This window comes from Streptomyces sp. GD-15H, assembly GCF_045291515.1.
Lineage (GTDB): Bacteria > Actinomycetota > Actinomycetes > Streptomycetales > Streptomycetaceae > Streptomyces.
Map to the genome: position 1 here is coordinate 4,760,573 of NZ_CP149447.1, position 14,483 is coordinate 4,775,055.

General features: G+C 73.9%; 13 protein-coding genes and 1 pseudogene. 4 read left to right on the forward strand and 10 right to left on the reverse strand.

Annotation, left to right across the window (positions count from 1 at the left end; translation table 11 throughout):
• Positions 1-7: 7 nt before the first annotated feature.
• Positions 8-2,592 (reverse strand): annotated as a pseudogene (locus WJ438_RS22595) (helicase-associated domain-containing protein).
• Between the two features lie 119 nt (positions 2,593-2,711).
• Here WJ438_RS22595 and WJ438_RS22600 point away from each other — a divergent pair.
• Complete coding sequence (locus WJ438_RS22600; protein WP_406726845.1) at positions 2,712-3,749, forward strand: hypothetical protein; 1,038 nt, start codon at positions 2,712-2,714, stop codon at positions 3,747-3,749.
• Positions 3,750-3,791: 42 nt separating this feature from the next.
• Here WJ438_RS22600 and WJ438_RS22605 read toward each other — a convergent pair whose 3' ends face one another.
• The 4 genes from WJ438_RS22605 to WJ438_RS22620 form a co-directional block, all read right to left on the reverse strand.
• Positions 3,792-4,781: an ABC transporter substrate-binding protein gene (locus WJ438_RS22605; protein WP_406729775.1), complete on the reverse strand. Its 990-nt coding sequence runs from the start codon at positions 4,779-4,781 to the stop codon at positions 3,792-3,794.
• Positions 4,782-4,857: 76 nt separating this feature from the next.
• Positions 4,858-5,703, reverse strand: coding sequence for an ABC transporter ATP-binding protein (locus WJ438_RS22610; RefSeq protein WP_406726846.1), 846 nt, complete (start codon positions 5,701-5,703; stop codon positions 4,858-4,860).
• Complete coding sequence (locus WJ438_RS22615) at positions 5,700-6,764, reverse strand: FecCD family ABC transporter permease (RefSeq protein ID WP_406726847.1); 1,065 nt, start codon at positions 6,762-6,764, stop codon at positions 5,700-5,702. The genes WJ438_RS22610 and WJ438_RS22615 overlap by 4 nt, the downstream gene beginning before the upstream one ends.
• Entirely contained in the window at positions 6,761-7,753 is a 993-nt protein-coding gene (locus WJ438_RS22620; RefSeq protein WP_406726848.1) for a FecCD family ABC transporter permease, read from the reverse strand. The genes WJ438_RS22615 and WJ438_RS22620 overlap by 4 nt, the downstream gene beginning before the upstream one ends.
• Positions 7,754-7,906: 153 nt before the next feature.
• Here WJ438_RS22620 and WJ438_RS22625 point away from each other — a divergent pair, with 153 nt between their 5' ends.
• Positions 7,907-8,548 (forward strand): HAD family hydrolase, encoded by a 642-nt coding sequence (locus tag WJ438_RS22625; protein WP_406726849.1) that lies wholly within the window; start codon positions 7,907-7,909, stop codon positions 8,546-8,548.
• A gap of 165 nt (positions 8,549-8,713) precedes the next feature.
• On the opposite strand, the gene WJ438_RS22630 is transcribed toward WJ438_RS22625, so the two are convergent.
• Positions 8,714-8,962: a hypothetical protein gene (locus WJ438_RS22630; protein WP_406726850.1), complete on the reverse strand. Its 249-nt coding sequence runs from the start codon at positions 8,960-8,962 to the stop codon at positions 8,714-8,716.
• Positions 8,963-9,124: 162 nt separating this feature from the next.
• On the opposite strand from WJ438_RS22630, the gene WJ438_RS22635 reads away from it, so the two are divergent.
• The gene (locus WJ438_RS22635) at positions 9,125-9,508 is read left to right on the forward strand and encodes a cold-shock protein (RefSeq protein WP_406726851.1); all 384 of its coding nucleotides are present in this window, start codon (positions 9,125-9,127) and stop codon (positions 9,506-9,508) included.
• A gap of 24 nt (positions 9,509-9,532) precedes the next feature.
• Here the strand turns inward: WJ438_RS22635 and WJ438_RS22640 are convergent, their stop codons facing one another.
• The 4 genes from WJ438_RS22640 to WJ438_RS22655 all read right to left on the reverse strand — a co-directional run bounded on the left by WJ438_RS22640 (position 9,533) and on the right by WJ438_RS22655 (position 13,159).
• Entirely contained in the window at positions 9,533-10,411 is an 879-nt protein-coding gene (locus WJ438_RS22640; RefSeq protein WP_406726852.1) for a 1,4-dihydroxy-6-naphthoate synthase, read from the reverse strand.
• Positions 10,401-11,096, reverse strand: coding sequence for a futalosine hydrolase (locus tag WJ438_RS22645; RefSeq protein WP_406726853.1), 696 nt, complete (start codon positions 11,094-11,096; stop codon positions 10,401-10,403). The genes WJ438_RS22640 and WJ438_RS22645 overlap by 11 nt, the downstream gene beginning before the upstream one ends.
• Positions 11,097-11,158: 62 nt before the next feature.
• Positions 11,159-11,656, reverse strand: a complete 498-nt coding sequence (locus WJ438_RS22650; protein WP_406726854.1) for a DUF2771 domain-containing protein — start codon at positions 11,654-11,656, stop codon at positions 11,159-11,161.
• A gap of 63 nt (positions 11,657-11,719) precedes the next feature.
• A complete protein-coding gene (locus WJ438_RS22655; RefSeq protein WP_406726855.1) occupies positions 11,720-13,159 on the reverse strand; it encodes an MFS transporter in 1,440 nt (479 codons plus the stop codon).
• 308 nt (positions 13,160-13,467) lie between these two features.
• Between WJ438_RS22655 and WJ438_RS22660 the strand changes: the two genes are divergently transcribed.
• On the forward strand, positions 13,468-14,394 hold the full coding sequence (locus WJ438_RS22660; RefSeq protein WP_406726856.1) for a DUF3027 domain-containing protein: 927 nt from the start codon (positions 13,468-13,470) through the stop codon (positions 14,392-14,394).
• Positions 14,395-14,483 lie beyond the last annotated feature (89 nt).

Below are 14,483 nucleotides of genomic sequence, written 5' to 3' on the forward strand. Positions count from 1 at the left end.
AGCGGGCTCAGCCCTCGCCGTCCGCCAGTTCCGCGACGCCCGTGATCCGGTGCAGCGGATAGGTACGGACCTCGTCGGCGGTGTGGTCGTACGCCGTGACGAAGCCGCCCTCGACACGGACCGGGGCGATGACGCGCTGGCTGGCGGCACCCTCGGCGTTGACGTAGCCGATCCACAGCGCCTCGCCGGTGAGGACGGCGGCCTGCACGGTGGCGAGGGTCTCGGCGGACCCGGTGCGCGGCAGCTCGCCGCCCCCGCTCCCCCTCCCGTCCCCGTCCCGGGGCCTGCGGGGGGCGGTGGAGGCGAGGTCACCCGCCCGTACGGCGCGGATCGCCGCCGTGAGCAGGGTGTCGTCGGGCACCGGCGGCCCCTCCGGAACCGGCTCGGGCGGTGTACGCGGCGGGGTGCGGCGGGCATGGGCGCGGGTGATCAGGACATCGCCCTCGGCGGACTCGGCGGCCGGCGCGAACCCCATCCGGCGCAGCCCCTCCAGCAGGCCGGCCGGGTCGGCCTGCGCGGCCAGTACGGTCGGCGCGAGACGGCGCAGCCCCAGCCCTGCGGCCCGCTTGTCGGCGAGGATCTCGCTCAGTACCGCTTCGTCGTCGCAGCGTACGTACGCGGAGGCCGCGCCCACCCGCAGATGTCCGTGCCTGCGGGCCACGTCGTCGATCAGGTACGACAGCGGTTGCGGCACCGGCGTGCGGGAGTGCGCCGCGAGGAAGGCGTGCAGGTCGGCGGCGGCCTGTCCGGCGTCCAGGGCACGGCGTACCGAGCCCGGCGTGAACCGGTAGACGGTCGCCCCGCCCTTCGACTCCACGTCCGCGAGCACGCCCAGCGTGTCCGCGAGCGGCCGTTGCAGCGGGCCCGGCGCGACGGCCGTCAGGTCGGCCTGGAGCAGGACGTGGTCCAGCGGCTCGGGCAGCAGCGGTGCCAGCAGCCGGGCGGCGGCAGCGATGTTCCTCGGCTCGGCGGGGAGAGGGGGGCCGGCGGCGGGGCCGGCCGGTGGTGGACCGGCAGCCGGTCGCCCGGCCCGGCCGGCGCCGGTTCCGCCGCGTGAGCCGGTTTCGGTGCGGGCAGGCCGAGCAGCGCCCGCCCGTGCGTGGACAGCGCCCCCCGGCCGGTGATCCCCAGCATCTCCGCCTCGGTGAGCGTCCACCGGGCGAGCCGGGAGCGCAGGTCGTCGACGTCACCCCCGCCCTTGCGCGGCGGGCGTTCCCACCGCAGCCGCGCCCCCACCGACTCGGCCACCGCGGCCGCCCCCTCCGGCAGCCCCGCCAGCAGCGCCAGCACCCGGTGCCGCACCTCGGGCGCCGCCGACCGGTCGAGTCCCGGACCGAGCGCCGACAACATGTGGTCCTGCGCGTCCCGCCCGCCGACCAGCCCCGAGGTCCGGGTCGCCGCCAGCCACGCCGTGGCCAGCACCGTCCAGCGCTCGGCGGCGGGCCGCTCCAGCCACGTGTCGTAGGCCGGGGTCGCCGCGTACCGCTCGTCGTCCCCCACTGTTTTGCCGCCGTGGGAGGTGCCCCCACCCCCGTCGGAGGCCAGCAATCCCGCCGCGTAAGCCAGTTCGACCCAGAACGCGGCGACCGGCTCGGGCACGTCCAGGGCGACGGCGGTCCGCTTCAGGTCCCGCACGCTCAACCCGCCGGACCGCAGCACCGCCGGACCGCCCTCGTCCCAGTCCTTCAGCAGCTCCTCGACGGCCGCCAGCGCCGTGTACGCCTGCCCGGCCGCCGCCGCGTCCACAGCCTGTGGACTGTGCGCGGTCGCGGTCTCGACCGGAGGCGGCACCGGCTCGGTCACCCGGTGCGCCCGCCCGCCCCGCAGGTGCAGCGCCACCTCACGCGGCAGTACGACCGTCCCGGGCGCCGTCGGCAGCAGCAGCCCCCGGTCCAGCAGCAGGCGCAGCCGGGGCGCCGGATCGGCGGTGACCTGGCCGTAGGGCGGTCCCCACACCAGCCGCTCCAGTACCTCCACCGACTCGGACGGCACCTCGGCGAGCAGCGCCGACATCCGTGCCCGGTCCGTGAACAGCCCGGTCAGGGCCGTCACCGCGGAGACCGAGTCATGGGTGGACGGCAGCCCGACCGTCGTGACGATCTCCTGGATCCGGCCCGGGGACATCCCGGCCGCCGCCTCCCGCACGGTCGGGCCGAGACCGGTCGGCGAGGGATGCTGCGCGGAGGGGGAGAGCAGCTCACGGGCCGTACGGACCAGTCGCATCCGGTCGTCGCCGCCCCACACCAGTGCCTGTTCGCGCAGCGTCCGCACGGCGTGCGGCAGCGCGGCGGACACCGCGGGATCGCCCTCGTCGCCCGCCAGCAGCCCGAGCAGCTCGTCGTACGGCGCCGGATCGGCCGCCACGGCCAGCGCCTGCGCGGTCTGCAGCGCGAACCGGTCCAGTCGCTCCAGGGCCCGCACGACCGAGGCACGGGTCCCGGCCCGGGTGGCCAGCTGGGTGAGGTCGGTGGGCACGGGCGTGACGAGGTCCGGCCGGCTGCGCAGGAGCGCGGCAAGCTCGGCGTCGTCCCGTCCCCGGAGCGCCTCCGCGAGGGATCGGGGGGCCGCCGCGGGCTTCTCCTCGGTGCTCATCCGCATCACGGTAGCGGGTGGGTACGCCGGTGGGGTGCGTGGAGTTGGGTCGGCCGACCCAACTCGCGGTACCGTCGTCCGACGCCGTGTACCAACGCATCCGCCCCGGAGGGGACTTCGTGGGTATCGAGAGTGACCAGGTCGTCTACGAGTACCTGAGCCGCGTCGGTGACGTGGCGCAGCAGCGGCAGCTACCGTCGGCGACCCGGATGAGTCTGGTCGCCCGGCTGCGTGACGAGATCGACCGGCGCCGGGCGAGGGCCGCGGTCGACTCCCCGGCCGCCGTGCGCCGCATCATCTCCCGCATGGGCACCCCGGACGAGGTCGTGGCGGCGGCCACGGGCCCCGCCGGGGCGGCAGGGACCGACGGCGCGGATCCCCGGCCGGACGGGGCCGCCGGGGCCACCGCGGGCAGGTCCGCACCGCCGCCCGCCGCGGTGCCCACCCAGCGGAGCGGCGACCGCAGCGGGCGCGCGAGAGGCGTCCTGCGCCGCGCCGTCCCCCGCCCCCGTCCGGCCGGGGACCCACGCCCCGCCCCGGCCTCCGTCACCGACGCACCGTCCCCGCCGCATCAGGCCGGTACGGACGAACTCGGGGACAGCGCCAACCAGCCCGACTGGTGGCGGGTGGACAGCAGCCCCTTCGGCGTCGGCGACGAGGTCACCGGTTTCGTCGGCGGCGTGGAGATCCCCGAACTGCTCAAGCCCCCGCCGTTGACGGGCACGGAGGGAGCGGCCGCCGAGTCGACCGCCCCGGCCGCAGCCGTCGAGACCGAGACACCCGCCCCACGCCGCCGCCTCCTGCGCCTGCCCTCCGGCGGCTGGAGCAATCCCCTGCTCCTGCTCGCCGCGGGTCTGCTGGTCGTGGGCGCCGTGCTCGGCAGCCTCCCGCTGCTGGCCCTCGGCTGGCTGGTTGCCTATCTGTCCCGCCGCCTGACCCCGGCGCAGGCCAAGTGGGCGGTGCTGGGGCTGCCGGGGCTGGTTGCCGCGGTCGGCGTCGTGTGGCTGTGGGGCCGCACGGACGGGCGCTGGGGCGACCCGATCGCCCGGGGCCACATGAACGACGCGGTCGCCGAGACCTGGCCATGGGTGCTGCGCGGAGCGGCCGTCGCCTCCGCGTTCTACCTGGTGTGGCGGGCCCGCCGCTCCCGCGGCTGACGCGCGGAGGCGGAGCGGGAGGGGGCGGGCGGACGCCGGGAGTCACTTGGCGAGCTTGGACTCCAGCTCGTCGAGGATCTTGTCGGCGGCGGTGTAGCCGATGCCCATGAACCACAGGTCGTCGTTGACGTGGAAGGCCCGGTCCGCCTTCACGGCCTTCATGTTCTTCCACAGGGAGCTGTCGAGGATCTTGGACTCCCCGGACTTCGAGGAGTCGCCGAAGGACGTGTAGAAGACGGCGTCCGCGTCGGCCTGGTCGATCTGCTCGGGGCTGACCTCGTACGCGAAGCCGTTCTCGGCCTTGTCAACGATGGCGGGCCGGCCCAGGCCGACGTCCTCGAGGACGGTGCCGATGTAGTTCTTGCGGCCGTAGAGGCGGATGTCGCCGCCCTCGATGAACCGGGTCGCGCTGACGGTGGTCTGCGCGGCCTTGTCCTTCCCGCCGAGCGCCTCGGTGACCTCCGCGGCATGCTTCTCGTACTCGGCGACGACCTTCTTCCCCTCCTCCTGCTTGCCCAGGGCCTCGGCGTGCAGCAGGAAGTTCTCCTTCCAGGGGTAGCCGACATCCTCGGCGAAGACGGTCGGGGCGATCTTCGACAGCTCGTCGTAGCGGTCGGCGTCGCGGAGCTTGCTGCTGAGAATCAGGTCCGGCTTGAGTGCGGCGATCTTCTCCAGGTTGGGCGCGGCGATGTTGCCGACGTTCTCGATGCCGCTGAGCTGGTCCTTGGGCAGGTAGCTGAGGAAGCCGGTGGCGACGTCCGCGTGGGTGGCACCGACGGGCTTGACGCCGAGGGAGAGGACGGAGTCCAGCTCGGCGGTGTCGAGGACGACGACCCGCTTGGGGTTCTCCGGCACCTTCACCTCACCCATGACGGTCTTCACGACGCGTGTGCCGCCGTCGCCGGACGCCTTGTCCGTGCCGGAGCCGGAGTCCGTGCCGGAGCCGCAGGCGGCCAGGGCGAGGGAGCCCACGAGCGCGGTGGCGACGGACAGCGTGGTGCGGCGGCGCCATGGCGTGGCCGCGGAGGTCATGAGGGTCATGGGGTTCCTTTCTTCGTGGACGGCGTGAGGTCCGCAGGGCTGCCGAGTGGCGGCCGGGGACGGCGGCTCACGTCGTCCGTACGGGGGACATGACGGTGTCCGTGGGGGGTGTCTCGGGGGATGGTGCGGGCTGCCAGGGGCGGCCCGGCACCACGAGAGGGCCGCCGGTGACCGGGTCCGGCACGACCACGCAGTCCAGGCCGAACACCTCGTGGACCAAGGAGGCGGTGACGACGTCCGCGGGCGGGCCGTCGGCGACGACGCGGCCCGCCTTCATGGCGATGAGGTGACTGGCGTAGCGGGCGGCCTGGTTCAGGTCGTGCAGGACGACCACGACCGTGCGGCCCTTGTCGTGGTTCAGCTGCCGGACCAGGTCGAGGACCTCGACCTGGTGGGCGATGTCCAGGTACGTCGTCGGCTCGTCGAGCAGCAGCAGGTCCGTCTCCTGTGCGAGCGCCATCGCGATCCACACCCGCTGTCGCTGGCCGCCCGACAGTTCGTCCACCGGGCGGTCGGCGAGAGCGGTCACGTCGGTGCGGTCCATCGCCTCGGACACCGCCCGCTCGTCGTCGTCCGACCACTGCCGCCACCAGCGCTGGTGCGGCTGGCGCCCGCGGGCCACCAGGTCGGCGACCGTGATCGTCTCGGGGGCGACGGGCGTCTGCGGCAGCAGCCCCAGCCGCTGGGCGATGTGCCGGGTGGGCAGCTCGGCCAGGGAACGCCCGTCCAGCAGCACGGCGCCGCCCCTCGGCTTCAGCAGCCGGCCGAGCGCGCGCAGCGTCGTCGACTTGCCGCACGCGTTCGGGCCCACGATCACCGTGACCTCGCCGTCGGGTATGTCGAGGTCCAGGGCCTCGACGACGGTGCGGTCCTCGTAGGCGAGCGTCAGCCCGCGGGCGCTGAGCCTGGTCATCGGGTGCCTCCGTTGCGGCTGCGGACGATCATCCAGATCAGGTACGGCGCCCCCACGGCCGCCGTCAGCACGCCCACCGGAAGTTCCGTGGGCGAGAACAGACGGCGGGCCAGCAGGTCGCCGAGGACGACGATGACGGCGCCGAGCAGCGCCGAGCACATCAAGGGGATCTGGGCGGTACGGGTGAGGCGGCGGGCGATCTGCGGGGCCAGCAGCGCCACGAAGTCGACGGGGCCCGCCGCGCCGGTGGCCAGGGACGCCAGGACGATCCCCAGCAGCGCGAGCCCGAACCGGACGCGCCCCAGCCGCACCCCGAGTCCGGTCGCCGTGTCGTCGTCGAGCCCGACCGTGCGCTGGGTCCGTGCCGCCCATGCCACCGCGGGCAGGAGCAGCAGCAGCGCCCAGCCGAGCGGCGCGGACACCTCCCAGCCGCGCCCGTTGAGCGAGCCCGCCATCCACATCTGGGCCTGCTGGGCGACGGCCTGCTCGCCCTTGGTCATGAACAGGGTGGTGACGGACCGCAGCGCGATCGCGAAGCCGATGCCGACCACCACGAAGCGAGCCGCGTGCAGTCCGCCGCGCCAGGCCACGAGGTAGACGAGCAGCGCGGCGAGCAGCCCGCCCGCGACCGACAGGTACGGCAGGACGGTGTACGAGGTGAGGCCGAAGGTCAGCGCGCCCACCGTGACCGCACTCGCTCCCTGGCTGATGCCGATGACGTCCGGGCTGGCCAGCGGATTGCGCGCGACCGTCTGGATCAGCGCGCCCGCCACGCCGAAGGCGGCTCCCACCAGCAGGGCGACCACCAGGCGCGGCGCCCGTAGCGTGCCCACGACCAGTTCGTCCGGGGACGGCCGGCCGAGGACGACGTCCAGCGCCGAGGAGGGGGCGACGAAGGTCTCGCCCACGCACAGGTACGCCAGCGAGACCGCCGCGAGGCAGAGGGCCAGCGCCGCGGCGACGACGGTGGAACGCCGGTGCAGCAGGAACGTGGCCCGTCCCGGGCGCAGTACGGCGTACCCGGCGGGGCGAAGGGGGCGTGTCGGCGTGGCCGCGGTCACGCGGGCACCGCCTTCCGGCGTACCAGGAGCACCAGGAACGGCACTCCGATCAGTGCGGTCGTCACCCCGGCCGGGACCTCGCCGGGCGGGAACACGATCCGGCCGGCCACGTCGGAGACCAGCAGCATCACCGGCCCGAGGAGCGCGGCCAGCGGCAGCACCCACCGGTGGTCGCCGCCGACGATCGCGCGGGCGATGTGCGGTACGGCGAGCCCGACGAACGCGATCGGCCCGGCCGCGGCCACCCCGGCGCCGGTGAGGACGGTGGCGCCCAGCCCGCCGACGACCCGGACGACAGCGACCCGCTGCCCCAATCCCCGGGCCATGTCGTCGCCGAGGGCGAGCGCGTCCAGTCCGCGCGCCACCGACAGCACCAGGACGACACCGACCAGCAGGAACGGCCACAACTGGCCGACGATGTCGGCGTCCCGCCCGGACAGCGAGCCCACCTGCCAGAAGCGGAACTCGTCGAGTGCGGCGCCCCGCGTGGTCAGGACGGCGGTGACGACCGCCACCAGCAGCGCGTTGATCGCGGCGCCGCCCAGCGCGAGCTTCACCGGTGTCGCCCCACCGCGCCCGCGGGCGGCGATGGCGTACACCGCGACCGAGGCCAGGGCGGCGCCCGTGAACGCGAACCACACGTATCCGGCGAGGGTGTGCACCCCCGCGTAGGCGATGGCGAGTACCACCCCGACCGAGGCTCCCTGGCTGATGCCGAGGATGCCGGGGTCGGCGACGGGGTTGCGGGTGATGCCCTGCAGAACCGTTCCGGCCAGTGCGAGTCCGGCGCCGACCAGCACACCGATCAGGGTGCGCGGCAGCCGCATCTCACGTATGACCTCGGCGGCGTCACCGTGCCCACCGTGCAGCAGGGCGTCGAACACCACCGACGGTGCGATCGGACGGGCGCCGACGGCCAGGCTCAGCAGCGTCGCGATTCCCAGGGCCACCACGGCCGCCGGGATCGCGACGGCACGTCTGGCTCGCATGGGCAGGGCTCCCTCTGTGACGAGTCGGGCCGTAAGAGATGAGGTAAGGCTTGGCTAAGCTTAGGTCAGGCCCGCGCACGTGGTGCGCGGGGGCGGTACACGGCCTGTGCACACCGGCGGGGTGTTCCACGGCGCCCCGGCACAATGGCGGGTATGGCCTCCACGACTCCGCTCCGGTCCGTCCCGCTCACCGTCGGCTTCGACCTCGACATGACGCTCATCGACTCCCGGCCCGGTATCCGCGCCTGCTACCAGGCGCTGTCCGAGCGGACCGGGACCCACATCGACGCCGAGCTCGCCGTCACCCGGCTGGGGCCGCCCCTGGCGGACGAACTGATCCACTGGTTCCCGGCCGAGCGGATCGAGGAGGTGGCGGACCTGTACCGGGAGATGTACCCGACGTACGCCATCGCCCCCACGCCGGCGCTGCCCGGCGCCCGCGACGCCATGGCGGCCGTACGGGAGGTGGGCGGACGCGCGATCGTCGTCACCGCGAAGCACGAGCCCAACGCCAAGCTGCACCTCGCCCACCTCGGCATCGAACCGGACGCGGTGATCGGCGACCTGTGGGCCGAGCAGAAGGCGCTGGCGCTGCGCGAGCACGACGCGGGCGTGTACGTCGGCGACCATGTGGGTGACGTACGCGGCGCGCGGACCGCCGGAGCGCTGGCGGTCGCGGTCGCCACCGGCCCGTGCGACCCCGCGGAACTGCGAGCGGCGGGCGCGGACGTCGTCCTCGCCGACCTGACCGAATTCCCCCGCTGGCTCTCGGACCACCGCGCGGAGCGCCCCTGACGGCTCACCGTCCGGCGTGCGCTTGGACGGAGTCGCCGCCCGGCGCGGGCCCGGCGGCCGACTGCCGGGCGTGCGTCTGGTGGGGCCGGTGCCCGGCACGCGGCTGACGGGAGTACTGCCGGGCGCGTACCTGGCGGGGTGCTGCCCGGCGTGCGCCTGATCGCGTCACTGCCCGGCGCGTGCCCGACGGCGTCCCGCGGCGGCCGAGCGCAACACGCCCGCGCCGGCCATCAGGAACCCGACCCCCATGAGCATGCTCAGCCCGAACATGTACGTCGGGAAGGGTTCCGTACCGAGAAACAACGGGGCCACCGTGACCAGAGTGGCCACGGCGCCGATGAGGAAGACGATGCCGCCGGCACGGACCAGGCCGTCGCCGGGCGCCGCGGAATTCGCTTGGGTTTTGTCAGCCACCGGACCAGGGTAGTTCCTGGCGGAGGGAACTACCGGGCGCCGTCTTGTCACCTGCCCGAAGACCATTAGCCTTGGTTGCGGCGGGTCACCAGGACCCGCCCGACTGCTATCAAGAGCCGTTTCAGAAGCAGTTTTCCGACGAGTACGAGGACGAGGACGGACGTGCCTACCGGCAAAGTCAAGTGGTTCAACAGTGAGAAGGGCTTCGGCTTCCTCTCCCGCGACGACGGCGGTGACGTCTTCGTCCATTCCTCGGTCCTCCCCGCCGGAGTCGAGACACTGAAGCCGGGTCAGCGGGTGGAATTCGGTGTGGTCGCCGGGCAGCGGGGCGACCAGGCCCTCTCCCTGACCGTCCTCGACCCGACCCCGTCGGTCGCGGCCGCCCAGCGCAAGAAGCCCGACGAGCTGGCCTCCATCGTCCAGGACCTGACGACCCTGCTGGAGAACATCACGCCGATGCTGGAGAAGGGCCGCTACCCGGATCGCACCTCCGGGAAGCAGATCGCCGGGCTCCTGCGCGCCGTCGCCGACCAGCTGGACGTCTGACACCGACACCGACACCGGTACCGCTCAGGGGAACCGCAGTGCGTCCGGGCCGAGGGGCGGTACCAGTCCCTCGGCCGCCGCACGCGTCAGCAGGCCCCGTACGGCCGCGTAGCCGTCCTCGCCGAGGTCGGCGGTGAACTCGTTGACGTACAGCCCGATGTGCTGGTCGGCGACGGCCGGGTCCATCTCCTGGGCGTGCGCCATGACGTACGGCCGGGCCGCCTCGGGGTCGTCCCAGGCGGCCCGTACGGAGCGGCGGATCGAGTCGGCGAGCAGGGTCAGCGTCTGCGCTCCGAGGGACCGCTTGGCGATGATCGCGCCCAGCGGGATCGGCAGCCCGGTGGTCCGCTCCCAGTGCTCACCCATGTCCGCGAGCTGGTGCAGCCCGTAGTTCCGGTAGGTGAAGCGCGCCTCGTGGATGACGAGCCCGGCGTCCACCCTCCCGTCCCGTACGGCGGGCATGATCTCGTGGAACGGCATCACCACGATCTCCCCGACCCCACCGGGCACCACGTCCGCCGCCCACAGCCGGAACAGCAGGTACGCCGTCGACTTCTCGCTGGGCACGGCGACCGTGCACCCCGCGAGGTCCGGTCCTTCCTCCCGGCTCAGCACCAGCGGCCCGCAGCCCCGGCCCAGCGCGCCCCCGCAGGGCAGCAGCGCGTACTGGTCGAGGACGTAGGGGAGGGCCGCGTACGACACCTTCAGCACGTCCGTCTCACCGCGCTCGGCCATGCCGTTGGTGAGGTCGATGTCGGCGAAGCTGACGTCGAGGGCGGGCGCGCCGGGGACGCGGCCGTGCGCGAGGGCGTCGAAGACGAAGGTGTCGTTCGGACAGGGGGAGTACACGATCCCCAGCTGCCGCCCGTCGGCCGTGGGCGTGGACTGCTGCTCATCGGTCATGCCGGTTCCCATTCTCCAGGACGGGCGCGATCTTGCCGAAGCCCTCGGTCAGGGCGGTCAGGGCGTCGCCGACGCGCCAGGCGGCGCGGTCGCGCGGGCCGACGGGATTCGACACCGCCCGTATCTCCAGCACGGGCACGCCGTGCGCGGCGGCGGCCTCGGCGACGCCGAAGCCCTCCATGGCCTCGGCGAGCGCGCCGGGGTGGCGGCCGCGGAGCCGGGCGGCGCGGGCGGCGGTGCCGGTCACCGTCGACACGGTGAGGACGGCACCGGTGAGCGCGCCGGACGCGGCGGCCACGTCCCGGACCAGGGCGGCGGGGGGACGGTGGGTGACGGTGCCGAAGCCGAGGTCGGTCACCGGCAGGAAGCCGTCGGCCGTCTCGGCGCCCAGGTCGGCGGCGGTGATCTCGTCGGCGACGACGAGCGACGCGAGGGGCGCGTGCGGCAGGAAACCGCCGGCGATCCCGGCCGAGACGACGAGGCCGTAGGGGCGGCCGTCCAGAGCGGCGGCGGTGAGCGCGGTGGCCGTGGAGGCGGCGGCGCGGGCCGGGCCGACACCGGCGGCGATCAGGTCGGGGCCGTCGGCGATCCGGACGACACTCACCCCGGGCAGGGACTTCTCGTGCGCGGCGCCCGGGAAGGCCCGAGCCACCGCGTCCCGTTCGGCGGGCACGGCGGTGGCCACGAGGACGCCTCCCCGCGCTCCCGGTCTCGTGGGAGCGGGGGGCGTTCCGGCGGACGACGTGATCAGGCGTCCTTCTTCAGCCGGAAGGACCACAGGCCCGTGGCCTCGTTCTCGCCCTGCTTGACCGACACCAGGGTCGAGTCGCCCTGGGCGCCGTACTGGGCGTTGAAGAACACGCTGCCGGGGATGGTCCGGTAGGTCTTGGTGCTGGAGTCGGTCAGCGGCTGGCCGTTCATCAGGATCGTCCAGCCCTTGTCGGCGAGGTCCGGGTCGACACCGAAGCGCACGGTCTCGTCCGGGTCGACCGAGATCTCCTTGATGTCCTTGTCCTTCAGGCACTTCGCCAGGTCGGCGGCCTTCAGGGCATCGTCCTCACCGCCGCAGGTGGCCTCGGAGGCCACCGAGGAGCTACCCACGGTGATCGTGGACATCGCCGTCGGCTTGTCACAGGCCGACAGGACGAGCAGTCCGGCGGATACGGCGCCGGCGGCGACGACGGCACGGCGGCGTCGCACAGCGCGGTGGCTTCGAGCGGCTGCGCCGCGGGGCAACGTGGTCATGGACGAAGGTTATCGGTCACACCCGGTCCGCTCCTCACGTGGGGGTACGGCGTGGCCGGAGCGTTACGCCACCCGCGCGCGTCCCCGGCCCCCGTGCCGGGCGGAGCCGATCAGCCCGCGGACGGTGGTCAGCCAGCCCGTGGCGACGATCGCGGCGCCCACCGCGAGGCCCAGCGACCCGATCAGCGGCATCGCGATGCCGATCGCCCCGCCCAGCACCCACGACATCTGCAGCAGCGTCTCGGAGCGTGCGAACGCCGACGTACGGACCGTTTCCGGCACGTCCCGCTGTATCAGCGCGTCCAGGGACAGCTTGGCCAGCGCCTGCGCGAAGCCGGCGACCCCGGCGAGGCAGGCCACCACGACCGCGCCGAACAGCGCCGCCGCCGTGACCGCCGCGGTCACCACACAGGCCACCACCGTCACGATGATGATCTCCGGCGCGCGGGATCTCAGCGACGCCCCGACGGCCGTACCGAGCGCGTTGCCCGTGCCCGCCGCCACCCCCACGATGCCCAGGGACACGGCGGCGCTCTGGCCGGTCATCGGGTGCTCGCGCAGCAGGAACGCGAGGAAGAAGATCAGGAAGCCGGTCAGGCAGCGGATGGAGGCGTTGGCGGCCAGCGCGTGGGTGACGGCCGGGCCGACCGTGCGCAGACCGGGCCGCTTGACGGGCTTGAGGTGCGGGCCGTGCAGATGGGCCTCGTCCGCCGCGAGCAGTGCCGTGTCCTCGCCCTTGGCGGAGTCCACCTTCGACGGCAGCCGGAAGGACAGGAACATGCCCGTGACGAAGAGCACGAACGCGCCGTACAGCGGCCAGCGCGGCCCGATCTGGTGGAGCCCCGCGCCGATCGGTGCCGCGATGCCGGTGGCCAGCAGCCCACCGAGGGTGACCCGCGAGTTGGCCTTCACCAGGGAGAACGCGGGCGGCAGCAGCCGGGGCACGACGGCGCTTCTGACCACTCCGTACGCCTTCGAGGAGACCAGTACGCCGAGCGCGGCCGGATACATCTCGATGCTGCCGGTGATCACCGCGCCGGACAGCACCAGGGCGAGCAGCGCACGGGCCAGCATCGCGCCCGCCATCGCGGCCCGGCGGCCGTGCGGGACGCGGTCGAGGAGCGGGCCGACCACCGGAGCCAGGAGGGTGAACGGTGCCATCGTGATGGCGAGGTAGAGCGCGACCCGGCCACGTGCCTCGTCCGTCGGCACGGAGAAGAAGACGGTGGACGCGAGCGCGACGGTGATCATGACGTCGCCGGCGCCGTTCACGCCGTGCAGCTCGATCAGTTTGCCGAGCCCGGACTCTCCGGCGCCCTGCGCGTGGGTGGCCCGGCGGATTCCGCGCGCGGTTCCGGTCACCGGGAAGCGCAGGCCGCGGCCGAGCGCGCGCAGGCGGCCACCCGGCCCGCCCGTGGTGACGCGTCGGCCCTTTCCTTTGACTCTGACCCCGTTCGGCCCACCGGTCCCGGTGGCGCCCTGGGGTGTCCTCGCGGTAGCCACGACGTTCATAGTGCCCCGATACGGCGGTACGTAGTGCCGTAACCGCCCCGACGGCCCGGCGGTGTGCGGCTGTCCGGCGGAACGCGGCGCCGCCGCGCGGCGCTCGAGAACACTCGAGAACAACCGTCGGTGTAGGCCCAGCGCACGCGAGAAGGTAGCGTGCGTATCTCAGCCATCCCGCAGAATGGATGGAGGCGCGCCCGAGCACGATTAGGCGCGGACGTCGACGCGGTCCTCCGGTCCGCTCCGTCCGCCCCCGCGCTGGGAGTGGCGCACTCGTGAGACGGCGTAGGAGAGAAGCGATACCTGTGAAGGCAGCGACAACGCGAAGCCGCACCCCCGACCGCCTGTGCGCCGAGGCGGTCGACCTCGCCCGCTCCGCAGCCGAGGAGGTCGCCGCGCCCGGGGTCGTCGGCGAGCACGAGGGGCTCGTCTCCGAGGGCGACCGGGTCGTCACCCATTACTTCGCGTGCCGGGAGATCGGCTACCGCGGCTGGCGCTGGGCCGTCACCGTCGCCCGGGCCTCCCGCGCCAAGATCGTCACGGTGGACGAGGCGGTCCTGCTGCCCGGCCCCGACGCGCTGCTCGCGCCGGAGTGGGTGCCGTGGAGCGAGCGGCTGCGCCCCGGTGACATGGGCCCCGGCGATCTGCTGCCCACCGACGCCGAGGACCTGCGGCTGGAGCCCGGCTGGTCCGGCGAGGACGCGCCGCCGCCGAACTCCCCGCTCTCCGAGGAGTTCGCCGAACTGGCGGAGGCCGAGGACGCGGACGTCACCGAGGGCACACCGGCGCACCAGACGACCGCCCCGGTCCGCGGTTCGATCGCGGCGGTCGCCGAGGAACTCGGCATGCGGCGCGCCCGCGTCCTGTCCCGCTACGGCCTGCACACCGCCGCCGACCGTTGGGAAGAGGCGTTCGGCGCCAAGACCCCGATGGCGCAGGCGGCCCCCGCGTCCTGCGCCAGCTGCGGCTTCCTCACGCCGATCGGCGGCTCGCTCGGCCAGGCTTTCGGCGTGTGCGCCAACGAGTTCTCCCCCGCCGACGGCCGCGTCGTCTCCCTCTCCTACGGCTGCGGCGGCCACTCGGAGGCCGCGGTCATGCCCAAGCCGCCCCGGCCCGCCCCGCCCCGGATCGACGAGACCCGCGTCGACCCCTTCCCCCTCCGCCCGTCCCCGGATTCGGGATCGGTACCGGCGACGGAGGACGAGTCTTCGGCGGACCTGGGGCACTCGTAGGCGGTGCCCCGGAGTCAGCTCATTCGTCTCCGGAGATCTCTTCGGTCTTCGGTCTTCGGTGCGGTGACGGCGCGGGTGAGCCAGAGGCG

Excerpts from the sequence above, each read along its gene's own strand:
- WJ438_RS22610 (WP_406726846.1), bottom strand. The coding sequence starts at position 5,703 with ATGACCAGGCTCAGCGCCCGCGGGCTGACGCTCGCCTACGAGGACCGC.
- WJ438_RS22640 (WP_406726852.1), bottom strand. The coding sequence starts at position 10,411 with ATGACCGATGAGCAGCAGTCCACGCCCACGGCCGACGGGCGGCAGCTG.
- WJ438_RS22605 (WP_406729775.1), bottom strand. The coding sequence starts at position 4,781 with ATGACCTCCGCGGCCACGCCATGGCGCCGCCGCACCACGCTGTCCGTC.
- WJ438_RS22650 (WP_406726854.1), bottom strand. The coding sequence starts at position 11,656 with ATGACCACGTTGCCCCGCGGCGCAGCCGCTCGAAGCCACCGCGCTGTG.
- WJ438_RS22625 (WP_406726849.1), top strand. The coding sequence starts at position 7,907 with ATGGCCTCCACGACTCCGCTCCGGTCCGTCCCGCTCACCGTCGGCTTC.
- WJ438_RS22620 (WP_406726848.1), bottom strand. The coding sequence starts at position 7,753 with ATGCGAGCCAGACGTGCCGTCGCGATCCCGGCGGCCGTGGTGGCCCTG.